Raw genomic sequence first — 21,105 nt, forward strand, 5'->3', positions numbered from 1 at the left:
ATGGACCTCAGCGACGCAGCAAAGGTTCTGGCCTGTCTTCAGCGTAATCCACCTGCCGCCGCTTTGCATGATCCGCGTCAAAGGTGCTGTATCAGGGTTTTTCACCTTTGCGCCGGCGCTGGGCGATGTCCTGCAGGCAGGTGTCCAGTGCTTCCAGGTGGTCGATTACCGAGTGCACCCCCAAGCCGAACAGTTCCAGCGTCGCCTTGCCGCGGGCCACGTCCTGCTGTTGCAAGGTCATGGCCTGCCATTGCCGCGAACTGCGGTCGCAGAACGGGCTGCAGGCGGCCAGGCCGACCGTCCACAAACCGGCGTTAAGGCCGGACTGCAGCAGGCGCGGGTCGCCGCTGACCAGCACGCAGCCGTCCAGGCGTTCACTGTCCAGGGTCATCAGCGCCTGCCAACAGGCGTTAGGCGCCGGCCAGCGTACGCCGTTTACCGAATGCCCCGGCAGCCAGTCGGGCAGTACGTGGGCCAGGCGCTTGCTTTGGGTGGCGCTCAGGTCATCCAGCCAGATGCACGGCACCTGGTGCTGGCGCAGGCTGGCGAGGGTAGCCAGGGCGCCGGGGGCGGGCGAGGGGGCGCCACCATTGGCAGCCTGCACCAGGCAGCCGCGCAAGCCGAACAGCACAGCAGTGAAGGCGGGTGCAGCGTCCATGGCAACTTCCCCCAAATAGTCCGCAGGCTATTCGGTGATTGTTACCGCCCTGTGACATCAGGGCCCCTGCAACAGTTGTTCACAAAATATTGAGCAAACATGTGTAAAGCTGTTTATCAGGCCGCAAGCCTCTATACTGCCGCCTTACCAGCAGCGCGATCCGTTGCGTTTGCGGCCGAGAAATTCGATGGAGAGACATCTATGCGTAGGATCGGTGCCAGTGTGATCGAACGAGTCACCCAGGCCTGTGTCTGCGCCAGCATGCTGCTGGCGCCCGTGGCAGCCACCCAGGCAGCCACCGAGGAAGATCCCTGGGAAGCGGTCAACCGCCCGATCTTCCGTTTCAACGATACCCTCGACACGTATGCCCTCAAGCCGTTGGCCAAGGGCTACCAGGCGGTCACTCCGCAGTTTCTTGAAGATGGCATCCACAACATCTTCCGCAACGTCGGTGATGTGACCAACCTGGCCAACAACGTGCTGCAGCTCAAGCCTCATGCGGCGGGCGTGGATACTGCGCGGCTGATCGTAAACACCACCTTCGGCCTGGGCGGTTTCTTCGACGTGGGCACCAAGATGGGCCTGCAGCGCAACGATGAAGACTTTGGCCAGACCCTGGGCTACTGGGGTGTGCCGAGCGGCCCGTACGTGGTCATCCCGCTGCTGGGGCCAAGCACGGTGCGTGACGGCGTGGCCAAGTACCCGGACAGCTACACCAAGCCTTACCGCTACATCGACCATGTGCCGACGCGCAATTCGATCTTTGCCCTGGACGTGATCGACACCCGTGCCGACCTGCTGTCTGCCGAGAAGCTGATTCAGGGTGACAAGTACATCTTCATTCGTAACGCCTACCTGCAGAACCGCGAGTTCAAGGTCAAGGATGGCGAAGTCGAAGACGACTTCTGATCTGTAACCTGGGGCCGCCGAGCGGCCCCAGGTTCAATGCATGGCCAGAATGCGCAGCCCGAACTTCTGCTGCCCGCCCGGCTGATCGGCAATCCACACCACTTCGGTGCTGGTATGCAGCCCTTTCAGCGCCGGATGGTCGGAATCGATCCGCACTTCAATATTATCCCCTACCTGGAAGCGCTGCGGTGCCTGCACCTGCATGCCGCCGCTGGACAGGTCCAGGCACACGGCTGCGATCACCTGGCCTTCATGCAGCAGGCTGACCTCGGTGTCGATGCGCATGCGGATGAAATCGCGTTTTTCGCTGTGGCTGGAGGGCGTGTGAGGCATGCTGCATCCTTCCCATCGGGTTGCGCTGGTCGACTTTCTTATAACTCCCGGTGATTTGCCCTGTAAAGAGCGGCGAGGTCGACCCTTGCATGCTTGAAACGCTTGGCGGATGGGAGTACCGTCTGCGCCTTACAAGGTAGCTCTCACAGTTGCCAGACAGTTGCCGGGCAGGTGTTCTTGTCCTACAACTCAAGTAGAGTGTGACCACAAAGAATTCCCGTAGCTGGCCGTCTGCTTTGCCGACACCGCTGCACCAACCCAAATCGGCGCCGTTCGCCCACATGCAGAAAACCAGTGCAACGCTGCTGATTATCGATGACGACGACGTGGTCCGTGCGAGCCTCGCCGCCTATCTTGAAGACAGTGGCTTCAGCGTCCTCCAGGCCGGTAATGGCCAGCAGGGGCTTCAGGTCTTCGAAGAACACCAGCCCGACCTTGTGATCTGCGATCTGCGCATGCCGCAGATGGGCGGCCTCGAACTGATCCGTCAGGTCAGCGAGCGTGCGCCGCAGTTGCCGGTGATCGTGGTGTCCGGTGCCGGCGTCATGAGTGATGCGGTGGAAGCCTTGCGCCTGGGCGCCGCCGACTACCTGATCAAGCCGCTGGAAGATCTGGCCGTCCTTGAGCATTCGGTGCGCCGTGCCCTCGACCGCTCGCGCCTGGTGCTGGAAAACCAGCGCTACCGCGACAAGCTCGAAACGGCCAACCGCGAACTGGAAGCCAGCCTGCACCTGCTGCAGGAGGACCAGACCGCTGGTCGCCAGGTGCAGATGAACATGCTGCCGGAAAGCCCCTGGGTGGCTGGCGAGTTCGCCTTCGAGCATCAAATCATCCCGTCGTTGTACCTGTCGGGTGATTTTGTCGATTACTTCCGCGTGGACGAGCGGCGCATTGCCTTCTACCTCGCGGATGTTTCCGGGCATGGCGCGTCGTCGGCCTTTGTCACCGTGCTGTTGAAATTCATGACCACGCGGCTCATGTTTGAGCTCAAGCGCAGCAAGATGCGCGAGTTCAAACCGTCCGAAGTGCTCAGCCACATCAACCGCGGCCTGATCAATAGCAAGCTGGGCAAGCACGTGACCATGGTCGGCGGGGTGATCGACGAAGAGGCTGGCCTGTTGACCTACGCCGTGGGTGGCCACTTGCCGCTGCCGGTGCTGCATACCCCCGGGCACACCCGCTACCTGGAAGGCCGTGGCCTGCCAGTGGGGCTGTTCGACGAGGCGACCTACCAGGACCTGGTGGTGGAGCTGCCACCGCAGTTCAGCCTCAGCCTGATGTCCGATGGCATTCTGGACCTTTTGCCGGGTGACACGCTCAAAGATAAAGAGGCTGCCTTGCCGGAGATCGTCAAGGCAGCAGGTGGCAGCCTGGATGGGCTGCGTCAACGATTCGGATTAGCTACGCTTGGGGATATGCCGGATGATATCGCCCTATTGGTGTTGAGCAGGAACCTTCAATGAGTACCGGTAGAATCCAGTTCGCCGAGCAGAGTGGCACCTTCGTACTGAAGTTCGTCGGTGAAGTGCGCCTGACCCTGTGTTCGGCGCTGGATGCAACGATCGAGAAGATATTCACGGCGTTGAACTTCTCGGCGATTGTCATCGACCTGACCGAAACCGAGAGCATCGACAGCACCACCCTGGGCCTGCTGGCCAAGCTGTCGATCCTGTCGCGGCAGAAGGTAGGCCTGTTGCCAACCGTGGTCACCACCAACCCGGACATTTCCCGGTTGTTGCAGTCGATGGGCTTCGATCAGGTGTTCAACATCGTCGATCGCCCGATCCCGTGCCCCGAGTGCCTGACCGACCTGCCGTCGCAGGACCAGAACGAAGAGGTGGTGCGCTCCAAGGTGCTGGAGGCGCACAAGATCCTCATGGGCCTGAACGACTCCAACCGCGAAGCCTTCCATGACCTGGTCAATGCGCTGGAGCGGACCTGATCCTTAACCTGTGCCGGCCCTTTCGCGGGTAAACCCGCTCCCACAGGGTTCTGCACAGGTCTGAAAGGCCCACGATTCCTGTGGGAGCGGGTTTACCCGCGAAGAGGCCGGCACAGGCTGAAGACTCCACTCAGCCAATAAACTCGGTAGCCTCACCCCCACCCGCATCCAGCTGATACACCCGCATCGGCCGCCCCTGTTCATCAAAGAACACCTGCCCCAACCCTGCGCCATTCCACAAACGCTCCCCGGCCTTGCTGTGGCTGGGCGTACGCGGCACCACCTCCATCTCCCGGCGCTTGGTAAACCAGTTGAGCGGCGAGCGCGGCGCATACAGCCAGCGGTTGAGCCGGTCGAGCACATCCAGCAGGCGGCGGGGGAACTCGTTCTTGATCCCGCTGCTGGTCACCTGCCACAAATGCGGGCTGCGCTGGCGGTGGCGGATCAGCACTTCATAGACGAACGAGTAGTGCACATCCCCGGACAGCACCACGTAGTGCCCCGGCGTGCGCGAGTGGCGGAAGATGTTGAGGATGACCTGCGCCGCACCCCGGTGGGCCATCCAGTTTTCGGCATCCACCAACAGCGGGTAGCCCAGCCAGCTGAACACCTTCTGCACGGTCTCGATCAGCTTCACGCCAAAAATCGGCGCAGGCGAGACGATGACCGCTGACGGGTGGTCGAGCAGGGCTTGCTGCAACTCGCTAAGCGCTTCCCAGTCGAGCAGGCCGGACGGCTTGGCCAGGTTGCTTTCGCTACGCCAGCGGCGGGTACGGGTGTCCAGCACCAGCAAGGGTGGGTTTGTCGGCAGGCTGAATTGCCAGCCCTGAAAGCGCAGCAGTTCGCCGATCAGTTCATCGCGGGTCTGGCTACACAGTGCCTGGCATTGATTGACCAGTGGCTTGCAGCTGTCCGGGTCGTTGCCCCAGGCCTGACACAGCAGGTAGCCGAGCAGGGCATTGCCGATGATCCGCCGCGAGAAGGGGTGGCCGTAGGCGGTTTCTTCCCACTGTGCCGAAAGGTTCCAGTCGTCGGTGATGTCGTGGTCGTCGAAGATCATCAGGCAGGGCAGGTGGGCCATCACCCGCGCCACCTGGCCAAGGTTCCCGGCAAACCCCTGGATAAGCGGCAGCTCCTGTCGATAACGGGCCTGGCGCTGATCGGTCAGCCCGCTGGGCATCGCCATGTCCGCCAACTGCCAAGGCACGGGTGACCAAACCAGCAGGTACATGGCCATGACCTCGGCGAAGGTCACCAGGTGGTTGTCGGCGTTGCTGGACGAGAAGATCGGTTTGCGCTTGCCGCCAAAAAACCGCTCGCGCAAAGTGTCGTTGGTTTCCTGCGCCGGCAGCAGGTCGGCGCGGTGGTAGTAGCTGGCCGGGTGCTGGTACAGCGCCTGGCTGTCGGCGACCACGGCGCCATCCAGTTGCTCGTGAAACAGGCCCAGGCGCTCAATCAGGCTATGGATAGCACGCAGCATCGGGCCGGCGACATCATCGGCGTACACCTGGTCGCCGGTCATCAGTAGCACGGCCGGGCGGTCTTCAGGCTGCTCGCAGGCCTGCAGCAGGCGGTCGGCACACAGCAGGCCATCGGCAGCGGGGTGGTGCGGCTTGCGGCAAGAGCCGTGCAGCAAGTGGTCGAGACGGTCGCGCAGCACCAGGTTTGGGCGCTGGGTGCCGGGGTAGAGCAGGTGCGGTGCCCAGCTTGCGATGCCCTGGCCGTTGATCAGCAGGTCGTAGTCGAGCTGCTGGTTGCAGGGCAGGGGATTGGCGAAGTGGATTTCCAGCAGGTGGATGAAGGCGTGCTGGCCGACCGGGACGACCTGGCAATCCACCTTGGCCTCGCTTGCCGGGAAGATGAATTCGGGTTGCAGCGGTTGGGGCGCGACCAGCCAGATGGCCAGGCGCTGGGGTTCCAGGCGGCGCAGTACCGGGCCGGCGAGTACAAGGGGCAAGGATGGGGTCATCAACAGCTCTGAAGGCTAGTCGACCCCTTCGCGGGCAAGCCCGCTCCCACAGGTGCGGCACTGCACTCAAGGGCTGCACTTTACCTGTGGGAGCGGGCTTGCCCGCGAAAGGGCCCTTGGATTCAAGAAAATGCTAAAGCCTGGCGCGGAAACGATAGCAAACAAAAACGGGCGGAAAATGCTGAACACTTCCCGCCCGTCAGGCAAATCCGATATGTATCAGGCTTTTTCAGCCATCAACTTCTCCAGTTTCTCCTGATCCCGTGCAAACTGGCGAATACCCTCGGCCAGCTTCTCGGTGCCCATGGCATCTTCGTTCATTGCCCAGCGGAACTGGCTTTCATTCAGCTGCTGCTTGGCCTCGCCGGCATTGCCCGGCTTGAGCACGCGCGGCAGTTCACCCTGGTCATCGCTCAACTGCTGCAACAGTTCAGGGCTGATGGTGAGGCGGTCGCAGCCGGCCAGTTGCTCGATCTGGCCGATGTTGCGGAAGCTGGCGCCCATGACCACGGTATTGTAGCCATTGGCCTTGTAGTAGTCGTAGATGCGCGTTACCGACTGCACGCCAGGGTCTTCGGCGCCCACGTAATCCGTGCCGGTGCTCTTCTTGTACCAGTCGTAGATACGGCCCACGAACGGCGAAATCAGGAACACCCCGGCATCGGCACAGGCCTGGGCCTGGGCGAAGGAGAACAGCAGGGTGAGGTTGGTCTGGATGCCTTCCTTCTCCAGCTGCTCGGCAGCACGGATACCTTCCCAAGTGGAGGCCAGCTTGATCAGTACGCGGTCTTTGGAGACCCCGGCTGCGTCATACAACTCGATCAGCTGGCGGGCTTTGTTCAGCAGCGCCGGCTCATCGAACGACAGGCGAGCATCCACCTCGGTGGAGATACGCCCCGGAATGACCTTGAGGATGCCCGAACCCACGGCCACCGCGAACTTGTCGCAGGCCAGGTCGACATCGCCCTTGGCATCGGCCTTCACCTGCTTGAGCAGGTCGGCGTAGCCCGGGATGGCAGCAGCCTTGAGCAGCAGCGACGGGTTGGTGGTGGCATCGACCGGCTTCAGCCGGGTGATGGCGTCCAGGTCCCCGGTGTCGGCGACCACGGTGGTGAACTGCTTGAGTTGTTCCAGCTTGGAAGTCATGGGCGTGCTCTGTCCTGTGCATTTACTCGACATTACCCGAGCCCCGACAGCCGCTCAAGGGGTGTAGAAGCGGGCTTGCCCGCGAATGGCGGTGCGAGACGTGAAGATTCGAGTGCCAGGCCGCCATGAGGTTCCGCATCTGCCTGCGCGGGCCGCTGTGGACGCAACTGGTCGACGCATAATGTTCAATTTTGCACGATCATTGTGGGAGCGGGCGTGCCCGCGAACACCGGCGAAGCCGGTGCCATTCATTGTGTTGCCTGCTTCGCGGGCTTGCCCGCTCCCACAGAGACTTGCAAATGCCTGTACCTTGCCGGCAGCCTGTGAGGCCAGATTTGCCGGCCATTGCGCCCGTGCAGCTGGATCACCGCCCCTGCAACAACTCCACCGCCTGGTCAAACACCGCCAACGGCTCGGCCGCCTTGTGAATGTCCGCCGACAGTAACTGACGGAAGCGCCGCGCCCCCTTGAACCCTTGAGCCAGCCCCAGAATATGCCGGGTAACGTGGTGCATCGCGCCACCACTTTCCATGTGCGCCACGATATAAGGCCGCAACTGCGCCAGCGCCTCGCTACGGCTGACCACCGGCGCATCGCTGCCAAACAGCTGCTGGTCCACCTCGGCCAGCAGGTAAGGGTTGTGATACGCCTCACGCCCCAGCATCACGCCATCGAAGGTTTCAAGGTGTGCCCGGCATTCGTCCAGGGTCTTGATCCCGCCATTGAGCACGATTTCCAGGTCCGGGAAGTCCGCCTTCAGCTGCGCCGCCACGTCATAGCGCAGCGGCGGAACTTCGCGGTTTTCCTTCGGCGACAGCCCTTCCAGAATCGCGATGCGCGCATGCACGGTAAAACTCCGGCACCCAGCCTCGCGCACCTGCCCGACGAAGTCGCACAGTTCGGCATAGCTGTCGCGGCCGTTGATGCCGATGCGGTGCTTCACCGTCACCGCCGTCGACACCGCATCACGCATGGCCTTCACGCAATCGGCCACCAGCGCCGGGTGAGCCATCAGGCAAGCGCCGATCATGTTGTTCTGCACCCGGTCGCTCGGGCAGCCGACGTTGAGGTTCACCTCGTCGTAGCCCGCTTCCTCCGCCAGGCGCGCGCAGGCGGCCAGGTCTGCAGGCACGCTACCGCCCAGTTGCAGGGCCAGCGGGTGCTCGGAGGCATCGTGGCGCAGGAAACGGTGGGCGTCGTTGTGCAGCAGGGCACCGGTGGTGACCATTTCGGTGTAGAGCAGGGTTTGTTTGGAGAGCAGGCGCAGGAAGAAGCGGCAGTGGCGGTCTGTCCAATCCATCATGGGTGCAACGCTGAAGCGGCGTGACGGCTCAGGACGCGTGGTTGCTGGTTTGTAGCCTGATTTTGCGGTCATTTCGTTCAACGTGTTTTGTACCAATATTCGGGGGGTTGGGGCGAATGTACCAACCGACAAAGGACGTGTACCAGTGTCAGGTGGCAACGATCAGAACGCGTAAAAAGGCCGATGGCAGCACCAGCTACCTCGTCCAGATCCGCATTGATCGCGACAAGGTGACAGTCTACCAAGAGAGCCAAACGTTCGCCCGCAAACAGGCTGCGGTGGCCTGGGCGAAGCGACGGGAAATCGAGTTGGCTGCGCCTGGTGCTATCGAGCGCGCCAACCGGGTAGGGCATACGGTCAAGCAGATGATCGACCGTTACCTGGTGGAGGCAGAGAAAGCCCGGCCTCTGGGCGAGACCAAGCGACGGACGCTGAACGCCATCAAAAACAGCTACCTCGGTGAAATGGTCGACTCCGACATCAGCCAGCAGGTGCTGGTGGACTATGCCCTATTGCGCATGAGCCCTGACGGCGGTGGAATCAAACCGCAGACAGCCGGTAATGATCTGGCTCACCTGGGTTCAGTGTTGTCACTTGCTAGAGCAGCGTGGGAGTACGAGATCAACCCCCAAGCCATGCCGACGCACGCCTTGTCCTGAAGCGCCTCGGCTACAACATGAAAAGCCGGGAGCGGGATCGCCGGCCAACGCTCGAAGAACTCGACAACGTGCTCGAGCATTTTTTCGAGATGCTTGCACGGCGTCCGACAGTGATTCACATGCCTAAGGTTGTGGCGTTTGCCATCTTTTCTACACGCCGTATGGAAGAGATCGCTCGCATCATGTGGGAGGATCTGGATGAGCACCGCCAAGCGGTGAAAGTGCGGGACATGAAGAACCCCGGACAGAAGATCGGCAACGACGTGTGGTGCCATCTGCCGGATGAGGCGTGGGCGATTGTGCAAAGCATGCCGCGTCAGTGCACTGAGATCTTCCCTTACAACACTGATTCAATCGGCACGGCCTGGTCCAGGGTATGCAAGATGGTTGGCGTGGAGGACCTGCATTTTCACGATCTGCGCCACGAAGGTGTGAGCCGGTTGTTCGAAATGGATTGGGATATCCCGCGCGTATCGAGTGTTTCCGGTAATCGTGACTGGAACTCGCTGCGGCGTTACACCCATCTGAGGGGGCGTGGGGATAGATACCTGGAGTGGAGTTGGTTAGAACGGATTATCTAGGCGTCAGTCACCCTAGGCGCCCGAGTTGATTAGTTGTTTGGGGGATGCGCAGAATTGAGCGTAACTTGCACTTGTTTGACGATGCGATTGCACCGAACCTGATTAGTCCAATGGATGGTTTGATCAGCCCGAAGCGGCCATGATCTACTGTGCGCGTAACACCGCTTTGGGTCGATCCGACTGGCAGGGTGGCCGCTTTCGACCCAGGCTGTGTGAAAACGCATTAAATACATCAAAAACTGAGAGTCGCGCGGATTGCCCGTGAAATCAGCAGGCGAAAGCGCGAATAGTCCTACTCAGCGAAAAAGGCGTTTGTAATGCCATATGGGCCGCGTCAGCGGCCTATATGGCTGTTAGCGGGCCAATAAACGGCGGAATTTACGCCCTGATCGCCTCAAGTAGCCCTGCGATGCCGAAGATGCTCATCATTCGTTTGAGGTTGTATGCAAGCACATGAAGGCTCATCTCGGTGCTTACCCTCGGCAGGGTTTTGGTCAGGAAGTGGGTACTTCCCATCCAGAATTTGAGCGTGCCAAAGGGATGCTCCACCGTCTGACGGCGAACTTTCATCTTCCCCGGATCTTGCTCCAGTCGGAACTGCACGCCTTCAACTACTGCTTCATGCTCCCAGCGCTTTATTCGCCGCTCTTTACCGGTCGTACACTGCTTCTGCATGGAGCAATTCTGGCATCCTGAAAACCAATAGCAGTGCAGTAGCATGCCGTCTTCCACCGAGGAGTGCCGGCGCGTCAGCAACTGGCCCGCAGGGCATCGATATTCGTCCGATGCAGCCATATAGATGAAGTCCTGCTTGCCGAATCGGCCTTCCGCTTTGCTGCTCGATGTCAGTGGTTTCGGTACAAAAGTGGTGATGCCAGCCTGCTCGCAAGCAAGGATTTCCGGGCCTTTGTAATAGCCTCGATCAGCGACCACCGTCAGCAACTCAGCACCGATTTCTTCACGTGCCTGGTTAGCCATATTGCTCAGTTGCCCACGATCATTACCAACGTTGGTCACCTCATGGGCGATGATCAGATGGTGGTTGTCGTCGACTGCTGTTTGTACGTTGTAGCCAACGGTGCCGGAGCCTCGGCCGCTTGTGGCCATTGAGCGGGCATCTGGATCGGTAAGGGAGATTTGCTGATCCGGACTGGCTTGAAGCTGCGCCTCGGTGTCCTTGAGTTTTTGCATCTGCTGTTTCAGATTTTCGATTTTTTCCTTCAACCGCTCAGTCTTGGCCTCGGCCACTTCCGGCGCTGCTCGATCCGCTGAATCCATTGCCGCTAGATAGCGATCGATGCTTTGCTCGATCTGCTGCATGCGCGCCTTCACTTTGCCTTAAGTGAAATTGCGGTCACGGTTATTCACGGCTTTGAATTTGCTGCCGTCGATGGCGATGATCGATTGGGAGAAGAGATTGAGCTTGCGGCAAAGCACTACGAACTGTCGGCAGACGCTGCGAATGGCTTTACCGTTGTCTTTGCGAAAGTCGGCAATCGTTTTGAAGTCAGGCGCCAATCGGCCCGTTAGCCACATCAACTCGACTTTACGCTCTGCCTCACGCTCAAGCCGGCGGCTGGACTGAATCCGATTGAGCTAGCCATAGAGGTATATTTTTAGCAGCACTGCTGGATGGTACGCCGGACGACCCGTTGCCGCAGGGTCGACACCGTCGAACCCGAGTGTTCCAAGGTCGAGTTCATCGACGAAAACGTCAACTACCCGAACTGGGTTTTCTTCGGTGATGTAATCGTCCAGGCACTCCGGCAGCAACGTGACTTGCGTCCGAGCCTCACCTCCAATGAATCGCTTCATGATCGTCCCCGCCACGATCTCGACGATCAGAAGGTTAGACAATCGCAGGCGTTTTCACACAGCCTGGACCCATAGCTGCCCGTTGGTCATTCACATGGCACCTCCAAGCCTCATTATGAGGCTTGGAGGTGTCTACGAAACCCGGAGCGATTCAATGATGTGGAAGTTGCCATAATGGAATTGGAACTCGCCCTTGGAGGGTTGTCGCTAGGGCTTGACTAGATCTCGCGTACTATTATTTTTTTGGCCTCCGAAAACGTTTATGTTTTCGGAGGCTTCGGCGTTTTGGCAGGTCACCCAATGGCGCCGTCCGAATCAGTGACTACAGACAGCAGCGTCAAGCGAACAGCATTGGGTTCGTGCAATGCGCGGTGGCTGTACGACCCACTGCTCAGTGGGCCTTGCAGGTCATCCTCAACTTTCATATCGTCAAGTGATCCGTGGTGTTTGTCAGGCGCGATACGGTAGCGCAGCACGCGAACCTTATTACGCTTGAAGGCTTCGGGCAAACCTACCATTTCCAGTTGTATATCGTGGGTGACGTCATGCGACCACTGATAGTTCCAGCTCAGCACAGCCACCTTGTTATGGTCCCCGCCCGCGAGTGTCCCTACACCCAACCCTCGTTCACAGAGATGGGTAGATGAATAAAACCGCATATTCGGTAATAGGGTTTGCATCAGCGACAGCAAATAAAACGGACGGGGTGTGCCGTCTTTTACATCGCCGAGCAGGTCGGGCTTGGCGATTCCGTCAGATGCCTGATTAGCAAAGTAATTTTTTCGACCGTTGTCCGGGTGTATGACAGTCCAGTGAAAAGGAATTATTCTCGATTGTTGAACGTAGAAATAGTCCATGGCCGCCATGCCGGCCGCTTGAATATGAAGGTCATAATTGAAGCCGCGCGACGAAGCCCGGTCTATGGGGAAAAAACCGGTTTCCGACACGAAGGCAGGTATATGCTCCAAGCTGTATTCTTTCAGCATGTTTTCAAGGGTGTCTCTTTCGTGCTTGACCATCGCTGGGAAGTCTTTATTCTCTAAAGGGTCGTCAGAGCGTCCAAAGAGATACTGATGGTAAGCGATGAAGTCCAACCGTTTATCGCTTGTATTGTCATCCCTGTAGCAGTTCAGAAAAGTCCATAACTTCTCCTCGTCGAACGTGTTGATGGTAGGCCCGCCAATTCCCATGCTTGGGCCTGGCAGGTTTCGGGCATTCACTTCGTTTACAACACTCGTAATGAACTGGTACCTGGTGTAGTACTCGACCATGCTCGAAGAAGGCTCATTCTCGGCCTCGACCCACTCGATCGTAGGGCAAAGCGCTTTGTAATACGCCATCATCTCAACCTGCAGACTACGCATTTCATCCACGGAAATTTCGCCCTTGAGGACATGCTCATAATTACTTCGCCAGTTTAAAAGTAACCGATTGCTTAGGTCGCGCCAGCGCTCAAGGTACTGGCCGAGGTTGCTGTACCTGGGTTCCCGTTCTTTCAAATCGTACGCTTGATCAAATTCAATCCATACGCGCGCGCGTACACCGCCGAGTCTTCTAAGGTGTTTGACAATGGCCGGGCTGAAACTCGTTCCGTGGCCAGGCGTGGAGCTTAACTGCCGGCCCAAGGAAAACTTGAACAACCCTTGAGGTGCACTGAAGTCCGCAACAACTGTATTTTTGATTAAAGGCATGTTCATAGGCTCCTTTGCTTTAGGTGATGAGCGAGGCCAGGCGCGAGGTCAAGCACGCGGTGATTACGCTTACTTGATGTGGCGAGAGCGCTATAAACTATCGAGTAACCGATGCAGCAATACAACTGTCAGAAATGCTAGTGTGGTGTTTCAGAAGTACCTTTGAAAATTACGTGCCCCACGGGCGATGGAGGCCAGGGTGTCCTCGGCTTTTTCAGGGGGGTTGTGAATGCCTGGAGCTTGTATTCGGGACCACCACGTGCCTGGCTTGGCATTTTCGGCGCCTATCAGATCGAGCGCCGCCCGCGCGGCGCATCGCGAGCTACGCTCGCTCCTACATTTGTTTCGGGCCAGTGAGGCCTGTGGCATTTGCGCGCGACCGCCTTGTTGGCACGACGCGATATTGTGTCGGACAAACAAGGCGGTCGCGCGCGCTGGCACAGGCGTGACTGGCCCGAAACGGATGTAGGAGCGAGCGTAGCTCGCGATGCGCCGCGCGGGCGGCGCTCGATGGCCCCCATCACCCTATCTCCCGTCAAGCACATAGCAGCCCCACTCCCCAACATTCCGTGAAAATCCACAAAAAAGCCGAGGACACCCTGGCCTCCGTCGCCCGTGCGGCACGGGCTTTGGGCACGTAATTTTCAAAGGTACTTCTGAAACACCACACTAGGCTCTGTACGAAAAGAGATGTCGCAAACACCGCATGGAACAAGCCAGCGAGACCATAGCGGCATAACTTTTCGCGAGCTTGTCGAAGCGTGTCACGATGCGGCGATTCTCTATCAGCCAGCCAAACATGCGCTCGATGATGTTGCGCTGTCGGTATTTGGGCAGATCAAACAGTCTGGGTAAGCCGGGCTTGGGTTTGCGTTTCATTGAGCGCAGCGGGATGACGGGCTGCATTCGATATTGGTCGCAGTAGCGGCGAAGCGCTTCGGCGTCGTAGCCTTTGTCGGCAAGCAGCCATTTGCAGCGCTTGCGCGGACGACCTCGTTGGCTTGATGGAATGCTGACGTCGTCCAGCAGTGGCTGGGCGTAGCTAATGTCACTGGCTTGACCGCCAGAGAGGAGAAAACGCAGCGGTGTCCCGTTAGCGTCGCAGAGCATGTGGATCTTGGTGGTCAGTCCACCGCGACTGCGACCTAGAGCGTGATCGGCAGGCTCGTCAGGCCCCCTTTTTTCCCGGCGCCAGATGAGGCTCGGGTTGCGCGTACAGCAGTTGAGTCGATCATCCAGGTTTGCAAATCGATCAAGCCTTGCTCATTCAATCTCAAGTGCAAGCGTTTGAGCATCTGATCGAATGTGCCGTGGTTTCGCCAACCCCGGAACCGTTGATACACCGTTGACCATGGGCCGAAGCGTTCCGGCATATCTCGCCACGCAGCGCCCGAGCAGAGTACCCAGAGCACGCCATCGAGCATCAGGCGGTCGCTCAGGCGGGGCCGCCCCCGACCATGGGTTTCAGTGAAGAGATCGGCGACCACAGTCCAGGCCTCATCCGAGAGTTCGTAACGCTTTGCCATCACAGAATTCCTTTCCGTAGATGGCCGGGAACCCTACAGAATTCCAGCTTACGAAGGGCGCCGATTGGGTTTCTCGGGATTTCGTACAGAGACTAGGGTGCAGCAAACGAGCAGGCCATGGCATACAGCTCCCGGCCTACTTCAGCGGCACATAGATATCCGTTTGCCACTGCTCCAGCGGCGTTTCCGGATACGCGCTCAGGTAATGGAAGAACAACGGATGGTCGCGCAGTTCTTCGTTGCTAGACGGCAGCCAGTCCCGGTAAAGCGGGTAAATGGTTTCGCCGATGTAGTCAGGCGAGCCGCTATGCCGAATCACGGCACAACGCCCCGCCGGTATAACCCGTTCATGCACGCCGAACTCATTGGGCTGCACAGCCTCGTCCATCTCCCCACAAACGGCGAAGCGAAAGGCGTCGGGTGGGGTGGTGTCGGGGTTGTCGTAGGGGATGCCGAACGTGCGGCTGCTGGCCACCGGCGACTGGCCGCTGGTTATGCGCCATTGGCGGAAACGCGCGACGCTTTCACCGACCAGGCTGGGCGCCCCTCGGTGTTCGAGCGCGGCGACGCGGGTTTCGGCGAAATCCACGATACGGATCTGCATGGTGATACTCCTGGAAAGGTGTGGAACAACGAATACCGCACTCCAGGCCTGCCAGTTCGGCGCCTTGGCGAACACGCTCGGCGCCATGCCGAACGCACGCTTGAACGCCCTGGAAAAGGCTTCGGGGCTTTCGAAGCCGGCACCGAGTGCGGCTTCCAGCACGGGCGTTACGGGCGAGGCGACCAGTTGGTGCGCCGCACGTCGAAGCCTCATCAGCTGCACATACCGTGAAACCGGAACGCCCATGTATGCCGTGAACTGCCGATGGAAGTGAAACGCCGAGAAGTTGGCGATGCGGCTCAAGGCATTCACCGACAGGTCACCTTCAAGGTGGCTGTCGATGTAGGCACGCACGGTTTCGAACCGTTTTGCGTAGTTATGGCTGTGCTGAGAGTCAGTCAACGAGCGGAGTCTCTGGAAGGTGCGGTGAGCGCTAGCATCCGTTGTTCAGGCATCCAGGTGCCTAGCCGTGATTGCTCTGTTGGAGATTTCTCAACCCTTTACGCGCAGTGAACTCATTATGGACACGGTCCCCCGGCGTGGTGGTGCCGGGGGCTTTGGTCTAGTGCTTGGGAATACCCTAGAAGCTGTACTTCACATTGACCATCAGGTTACGCGGCGCCCCCCAGAAAACCGTGCCGTAGTTGCCAATGCCACTGTAGTAATGCTTGTCGAACAGGTTGTTGACGTTGACGGTAGCCTTCAGGTTGCGGGTGAAGTCATAGCCGCCGACCAGCCCGACCAGTGCGTAAGACTTCTGTTCGAACTTGGCAGCTGGGTCGTCGATCGCGTACCAGTCCTCATCGCTGGGCTTGAAGAAGGTCGAACTCTGCCAATACGCATTGCCGCCCACGGTGAACTTGCGCCATTCGCCCTGCAGGCGGTAGTTGGTCGCCAGCTTGAGCAGATGTTGCGGTTGGTTGGTCGCCACGCGCTGGTCATCAGCATCGTGGGATTCGGCGAAGGTGTAGCCCGCCATCACTTGCAGGTCCTTCATCAGTTCGCCGTTCATTTCCAGCTCGACGCCGCGCGTGGTGACGCCTTGCGCCGCCCGGTAGGCGCCGCCGCCACTTGGCGTGGTGCCGCCGGTCAGCACCGCGAAGTTGTCCTGCTTCAGCTCGAACAGGGCCAGGCTGGCATTCAGGCGGTTTTCGAAGTAGGCGCCTTTGATCCCGATCTCATAGCTGGCGCCGGTGAGCGGGTCGATGGGTTTACCGTCCGTACCGAGGCTATAGGCTTGCGGCTTGAACACGTCGGTGTAACTGGCATACACCGTGTGGTAGCGGTCCAGGTCGTAGGTGATGCCCGCATAAGGCACGATTTCGCTGGAGTTGGTGGCGCTGGCCGGGAGGCGGCGACCGATGGCGTTGATCGTGTCGATGTCCCATTTGTAGTCGACGATCCGTGCCCCCAGGATGACTGCCAACGCGTCGGTAGGTTTGAGGATGGTTGCCGCGAAACCGACCCTCTGGCGTGCGTTGATATCGAAGGTGGACCACCATTCGAAGTTGGTCGGGGTATCGCCGTAGCCGTCCCACTGGAATACGTCGTCGATGACGCCATTGGTCACGCCATCATGACGCTTGGAGGTGGATTCGGTGTGGGCGATGCTGTAGCCGAACACGGCTTCATGCACGCGTCCGCCCAGCGAGAACGGGCCGCGAGCATACAGGTCCAGGCCTTTTTCCTTGCTGGTGGTGTTGAACTTGCTCGCGGTGCCGTTGTTGTTCACGGCGCCGGTTTCCGGGTCGATGTTGCCGCCGATAAAGCCATGGGAAATGCTGCCGTCTGCCTGGATGGCCTCGCTGCTGATGCCCGATATCAGCTCGCGCGAGCGGTAATCACGGCTGCTGGCTACGCCTTTGAGTACCCAGTCGTTATCGAAGGTATGGGCAAGCTCTGCAAAGGCACGCTGGGTTTCCTGGTTGCGCCAGGTCCAGCGGTCGGCGGCGTTGGTGTCACGGTCGAACTTCACCGTACGGCCATCGAGAAAGAACGCGGGCAGTGCACCTGTGGTGCTGCCGTTGTCGTAGTTTTTCTGCACGTCGTAGCCAAGCGTGAACAGGGTGTTCTCGCTGAGGTCGGCTTCCAGCACGCCGTAGAAGGTGTTCTGCTCGCCGGTCAGGTACTCGACGTAACTGTGCTGGGATTGTGTGCCAGCCACCATGCGGCCACGGACATTACCGCTGTCGGTCAACGGGCCGGCAAGGTCGAAGTCGGCCTGGTATTTGTCCCAGGACCCGGCGCCGGCGCCGATATGGCCCTGCAGTTCGGCAGTGGGCCGCTTGCGCACCAGGTTGATGACCCCCGAGGGGTTGCCGGCGCCGTTGACCAGGCCGGTTGCGCCCTTGAGCACTTCGACCCGGTCATAGACCAGGCTGTTGCCGATGCTGTAGTTGTCGCGCAATGAGCCGCCGTCGGAAGACAGGCTGGGCACGCCATCGAACTGATAGTTATCCAGCTTGAAACCGCGCGAATAGAAGGTAAAGGCTTCGGAGCTTTCCTGGTTGACCGTGACACCGGGCGTTTGCTTCAGGACTTCGGAAACACTCTGCAGGTTCTGGTCGTCCATCTGCTGGCGGGTGACCACGCTGATCGACTGCGGGGTTTTGCGCAAGCTCAGGTTCAGGCGTGTGGCGGCGGCGGTTTCGCCGGTGGTGTAGGAGCCGCTTCCCTCGGTGGTCAGGCCCAAACCTTCACCCGTGATGCTGGTTGCGCCCAGTTGCAGTGCCGAACCTGCATCAACCTGGCTCACCAGCACATAGTTGTTGCCCACCAGCAAAGCTTGTAGCCCGGTGCCGGCCAGCAGTTGGGCAAACCCCTGTTCGATACTGTAGCCACCGTGCAGCCCGCTGCTCAGCCGACCTTGGGTCAGGGCCGCATCGAACGACAGCAGTACGCCGGCCTCGCGGGCGAAGCGGTTCAAGGTCGTCACCAGCGGCCCGGGGGCGATGTCGTAGACGCGGCTGGCCTGCTCGGCATGGGCTTGGGCGCCCGTCGACAGCAGCGGGGCCAGCAGCCCGGCATGCAGCGCGAGGGCGCCGCCAAGCATTAGGGACGTGAGGTGTTTTCGGCGTGGGTATGGGCAGCTTGTTGTTCTAGGCATGACAGCTCCTTCAAATGCCTGTTTTGGCGGTTTGCAGGAGAGCTCGAACGAGAGAGGCCAATCCGACAATGCGGTTGAGAAATATTTTCACCTGACATTACGACGGGGCAGGCATCAGCCTGACCCAGTAGCGCGTCCAGGTGCTGATCTTCAGTTGCAGCGCCTCGGCAATCGCCACCAGGGCGCGGTCGGTGTCGTCCAGTGGATACACCCCAGCCAGGCGCAGCCCGGCCACGTCGTCACTGCAACTCAGCACGCCGGGGCGGTAGCGCTGCAGTTCGGCCAAGGCGCGGCGCAGCGGCCAGCCGTCGAGCACCAACTGACCATCGCGCCAAGCCGTGCGAGCCAGGTCGGCTGGGCGTGGTTCGGGCAACGGACCGTTGTCGAAGGCCAGGGCCATGCCTGCCTCAACCCGCACCTCATGGGCGCTCGCGGCGTTGTGCACCGCAACGGCGTGTTCGATAACGGACAGCTCGGTGCAGTCGCCATGCAGGCGCACGGTGAAATCAGTGCCCAGGGCGCGCATGTCGCCATGCACCGTGCGCACGCGCAGCGGGCGAGAGTCAGCGGCGGTGTGTACGGCGATTTCGCCTTCCACCAGCACGATCAGGCGTTGCTCTGTGCTGTAGCGGATATCGACCACAGAGGCTGTATTGAGCGTCAGCCGCGTGCCGTCCTGCAGGGTCAGGCTGCGGCGTTCGCCGGTCGCGGTACGCACATCGGCCAACCAGATGGGGGTGTTGCGATAGCCTGTCCAGGCTACCCCGGCCAGCCCCACACCGAGCACCAGCGTCTTGAGCACCGTACGCCGTCCCGTCCCGATCTGCCCTGCGGCAAGGGTGTGCCGTGCCAGCGGGCCATGCACGCCGGCAAGGCCTGCTTGCAACTGCTCCAGGCGCCCCCAAGCCCAACCGTGCAAAGGAGTCTGATCGAGCCAGGCTTGCCACTGTGCCCGGTTTTCCGCGCAATCAGGTGCTGCCAGAAAGCGCGCATGCCAGTGTGCCGCGTCGCGCAGGGCCTGGCGCTGGTCGGCGGGGCTCACAGTTGCGCATCGAAAGCGAACAGCAGGCAACGTTCGGTGGCTTTGGCCATGTACTTCGTCACCGAACTGACCGACACACCGAGGCGCTGTGCGACCTCTGGGTAGGTCAGGCCATCGAGTTGCACGTACAGGAAGGTATCGCGCACTTTGTGGCCCAGCCCGTCGAGCATGGCGTTCAGTTGCATCAGGGTTTCCAGCATCAGCAGGCGTTGTTCGGGCGAGCACTCTTCGAGTACCGGCTGGCTGGCGAGGAACTCCAGGTAGGCCTGCTCAAGGTTGCGTCGGCGCAGTTGGTCGATCATCACCCGCCGTGCCACGGTGGCCAGAAAGCTGCGAGGCTCTGCCAATGGCTGGCGTAGCGCGCTGCTGATCAGGCGCAAGAAGGTGTCCTGGGTAATATCGGCCGCCCGGTCTGCATTACCCAAGCGCCTGCGAATCCAGCCTTGCAGCCATTGGCTGTGGTCGCGGTACAGGGCGTGCATCTCATCATGCCGGGCTGATGCGGGCGGCTGGGGGTAGGGCACCTGGATCTTCCTGATTATAAAGTGCGGATAAGAATTGATCGCAATTATAGGGGTATCAGGATGCTTTGCAATGTCAGTCGGGTTGAGGCACTGCGCTGCAGGGCGCGTACCACGGGGCAGCAGAATCGAGGTGAAGGTGTTTCTGCTGCTTGGGCAGGAAGGGAGTATCAAGCGTGCCCAGCGCTATCGAAACCCAGTCGGAAAACTCACCTTGGGAGCGTGACCAGAACAAGGTCGAGCCGCACTCCACGCAGAACTCCCGCGCTACCATCGGCGAAGACGCATAGGCCTTGATACTGGTGGCGCCGCGAAGGATGCGCAGCATGCTGCGCTGAACGCTGCCGTAGGACGCGAAAGCTGCCCCGTGGCCTTTGCGGCACTGGCTGCAATGGCAGTGGCTCACAGCTTTTGGCGGGGTAAGCAGCAGGTAACTGACCGCTGCGCACAAGCAGCTTCCTTGGTATGCCTCTTTCACTGGCGCTTCCGTGCAGGTGGAAAACGCCAGCGTAACCGCCCCGGCCTGATCAGTCGACCGTCGCAAGCCGGCACACCTGCTTCGGCGTCAGCACGGTGTCGATTACGGGCATGCAAATTTATTTTTGGGGCGGTGCATCCAGAACGGCACCCGATGGGTAGTTCTTATCAGGCAGTCGATGATTGCCTGACCCACGACCCTCAAGGAGTTCGCCTCATGATCATCAAGCCCGCTTTCTCCCTGCTCGCCGCCTGCCTGGTACTCGCGTCTGCACCCGCCCATGCCCAGTCGGGCGTCCCGGAGGCAGTCAAGGTTCCCGACGGCCATGCCATCATGCTGGAAACCGTCGGTGTCGGTGAGATCACCTACGAATGCCGCGACAAGGCCAATGCGCCAGGCCAGACGGAGTGGACTTTCGTCGGCCCCAAGGCGGTGCTCAATGATCGCAGCGGCAAACCTGTAGGTGACTATTTTGGTCCTCCGGCCACCTGGCAGGCCAAGGACGGCTCGAAAGTGACTGGCACCCAGCTTGCCGTCGCCCCGGCGGCCAAAGGCGATATCCCGTATCAACTGGTCAAGGCCAACCCTGCCGAGGGCAAAGGCGCGATGCAAGGGGTCAGCTACATCCAGCGCCTGGCGACGCGCGGTGGCGTAGCACCTGCCATGGACTGCACGGCGCAGAGCAAAGGCGCGCAGCAGATAGTCAAGTACCAGGCCGACTACGTGTTCTGGTCAGCCAAATGACGAGGGCTTGAGCAGCACGCCCGCGATTGATCATCTACGCTGCTGGACGTGCCCCAGGCCGGTGAGCCAGGGCACCGT

At 60.1% G+C, this 21,105-nt stretch carries 16 protein-coding genes and 2 pseudogenes; 5 read left to right on the top strand and 13 right to left on the bottom strand.

What is annotated here, in order from left to right; translation table 11 throughout:
• Positions 1–91: 91 nt before the first annotated feature.
• Entirely contained in the window at positions 92–658 is a 567-nt protein-coding gene (locus AK81_RS09020; RefSeq protein ID WP_043198402.1) for a phosphonoacetaldehyde phosphohydrolase-related protein, read from the bottom strand.
• A 201-nt stretch (positions 659–859) separates the two neighbouring features.
• On the opposite strand from AK81_RS09020, the gene AK81_RS09025 reads away from it, so the two are divergent.
• A complete protein-coding gene (locus AK81_RS09025) occupies positions 860–1,567 on the top strand; it encodes an MlaA family lipoprotein (protein WP_043198404.1) in 708 nt (235 codons plus the stop codon).
• Positions 1,568–1,600: 33 nt separating this feature from the next.
• Here the strand turns inward: AK81_RS09025 and AK81_RS09030 are convergent, their stop codons facing one another.
• Positions 1,601–1,900, bottom strand: coding sequence for a PilZ domain-containing protein (locus AK81_RS09030; RefSeq protein ID WP_043198405.1), 300 nt, complete (start codon positions 1,898–1,900; stop codon positions 1,601–1,603).
• A 281-nt stretch (positions 1,901–2,181) separates the two neighbouring features.
• Here AK81_RS09030 and rssB point away from each other — a divergent pair, with 281 nt between their 5' ends.
• Both rssB and rssC read left to right on the top strand, forming a co-directional pair.
• Entirely contained in the window at positions 2,182–3,363 is a 1,182-nt protein-coding gene (gene rssB / locus AK81_RS09035) for a two-component system response regulator RssB (RefSeq protein ID WP_043198537.1), read from the top strand.
• The gene (gene rssC, locus AK81_RS09040; RefSeq protein ID WP_016500715.1) at positions 3,360–3,842 is read left to right on the top strand and encodes an anti-sigma factor antagonist RssC; all 483 of its coding nucleotides are present in this window, start codon (positions 3,360–3,362) and stop codon (positions 3,840–3,842) included. The genes rssB and rssC overlap by 4 nt, the downstream gene beginning before the upstream one ends.
• A 130-nt stretch (positions 3,843–3,972) precedes the next feature.
• Here the strand turns inward: rssC and AK81_RS09045 are convergent, their stop codons facing one another.
• The 3 genes from AK81_RS09045 to dusA form a co-directional block, all read right to left on the bottom strand.
• A complete protein-coding gene (locus AK81_RS09045; protein WP_430297949.1) occupies positions 3,973–5,811 on the bottom strand; it encodes an alkaline phosphatase D family protein in 1,839 nt (612 codons plus the stop codon).
• Positions 5,812–6,030: 219 nt separating this feature from the next.
• Positions 6,031–6,957 carry a transaldolase gene (gene tal, locus AK81_RS09050; protein ID WP_043198408.1) on the bottom strand — a complete coding sequence of 309 codons (927 nt, stop codon included), beginning with the start codon at positions 6,955–6,957 and terminating at the stop codon, positions 6,031–6,033.
• A 364-nt stretch (positions 6,958–7,321) separates the two neighbouring features.
• Complete coding sequence (gene dusA, locus AK81_RS09055) at positions 7,322–8,332, bottom strand: tRNA dihydrouridine(20/20a) synthase DusA (RefSeq protein ID WP_043198409.1); 1,011 nt, start codon at positions 8,330–8,332, stop codon at positions 7,322–7,324.
• Positions 8,333–8,412: 80 nt separating this feature from the next.
• Between dusA and AK81_RS09060 the strand changes: the two are divergent.
• Positions 8,413–9,500, top strand: a pseudogene (locus tag AK81_RS09060) (tyrosine-type recombinase/integrase).
• A gap of 378 nt (positions 9,501–9,878) precedes the next feature.
• Here AK81_RS09060 and AK81_RS09065 read toward each other — a convergent pair.
• The 8 genes and pseudogenes from AK81_RS09065 to AK81_RS09105 form a co-directional block, all read right to left on the bottom strand.
• Positions 9,879–11,315 (bottom strand): annotated as a pseudogene (locus tag AK81_RS09065) (IS1182 family transposase).
• A gap of 293 nt (positions 11,316–11,608) precedes the next feature.
• The gene (locus tag AK81_RS09070) at positions 11,609–13,006 is read right to left on the bottom strand and encodes a hypothetical protein (protein WP_043198411.1); all 1,398 of its coding nucleotides are present in this window, start codon (positions 13,004–13,006) and stop codon (positions 11,609–11,611) included.
• 669 nt (positions 13,007–13,675) lie between these two features.
• Positions 13,676–14,532 (bottom strand): IS5 family transposase gene (locus AK81_RS28045; protein WP_154100751.1). Its coding sequence is split into 2 segments (ribosomal slippage): positions 13,676–14,188 and positions 14,191–14,532, totalling 855 coding nucleotides; the frame shifts between segments, so codons are not numbered across the junction.
• Between the two features lie 136 nt (positions 14,533–14,668).
• On the bottom strand, positions 14,669–15,538 hold the full coding sequence (locus AK81_RS09085; RefSeq protein WP_043198417.1) for an AraC family transcriptional regulator: 870 nt from the start codon (positions 15,536–15,538) through the stop codon (positions 14,669–14,671).
• Between the two features lie 178 nt (positions 15,539–15,716).
• Positions 15,717–18,242, bottom strand: coding sequence for a TonB-dependent siderophore receptor (locus tag AK81_RS09090; RefSeq protein ID WP_043198419.1), 2,526 nt, complete (start codon positions 18,240–18,242; stop codon positions 15,717–15,719).
• A 97-nt stretch (positions 18,243–18,339) separates the two neighbouring features.
• On the bottom strand, positions 18,340–19,284 hold the full coding sequence (locus AK81_RS09095) for a FecR domain-containing protein (protein ID WP_043198420.1): 945 nt from the start codon (positions 19,282–19,284) through the stop codon (positions 18,340–18,342).
• Entirely contained in the window at positions 19,281–19,766 is a 486-nt protein-coding gene (locus AK81_RS09100; protein ID WP_043198422.1) for a sigma-70 family RNA polymerase sigma factor, read from the bottom strand. The genes AK81_RS09095 and AK81_RS09100 overlap by 4 nt, the downstream gene beginning before the upstream one ends.
• 115 nt (positions 19,767–19,881) lie before the next feature.
• Complete coding sequence (locus tag AK81_RS09105) at positions 19,882–20,283, bottom strand: GFA family protein (protein WP_043198423.1); 402 nt, start codon at positions 20,281–20,283, stop codon at positions 19,882–19,884.
• A gap of 216 nt (positions 20,284–20,499) precedes the next feature.
• On the opposite strand from AK81_RS09105, the gene AK81_RS09110 reads away from it, so the two are divergent.
• Complete coding sequence (locus AK81_RS09110; RefSeq protein WP_043198424.1) at positions 20,500–21,027, top strand: DUF3455 domain-containing protein; 528 nt, start codon at positions 20,500–20,502, stop codon at positions 21,025–21,027.
• The last annotated feature ends 78 nt before the right edge of the window (positions 21,028–21,105 follow it).

The organism is Pseudomonas putida W15Oct28 (assembly GCF_000708715.2).
GTDB classification, from domain to species: domain Bacteria; phylum Pseudomonadota; class Gammaproteobacteria; order Pseudomonadales; family Pseudomonadaceae; genus Aquipseudomonas; species Aquipseudomonas putida_R.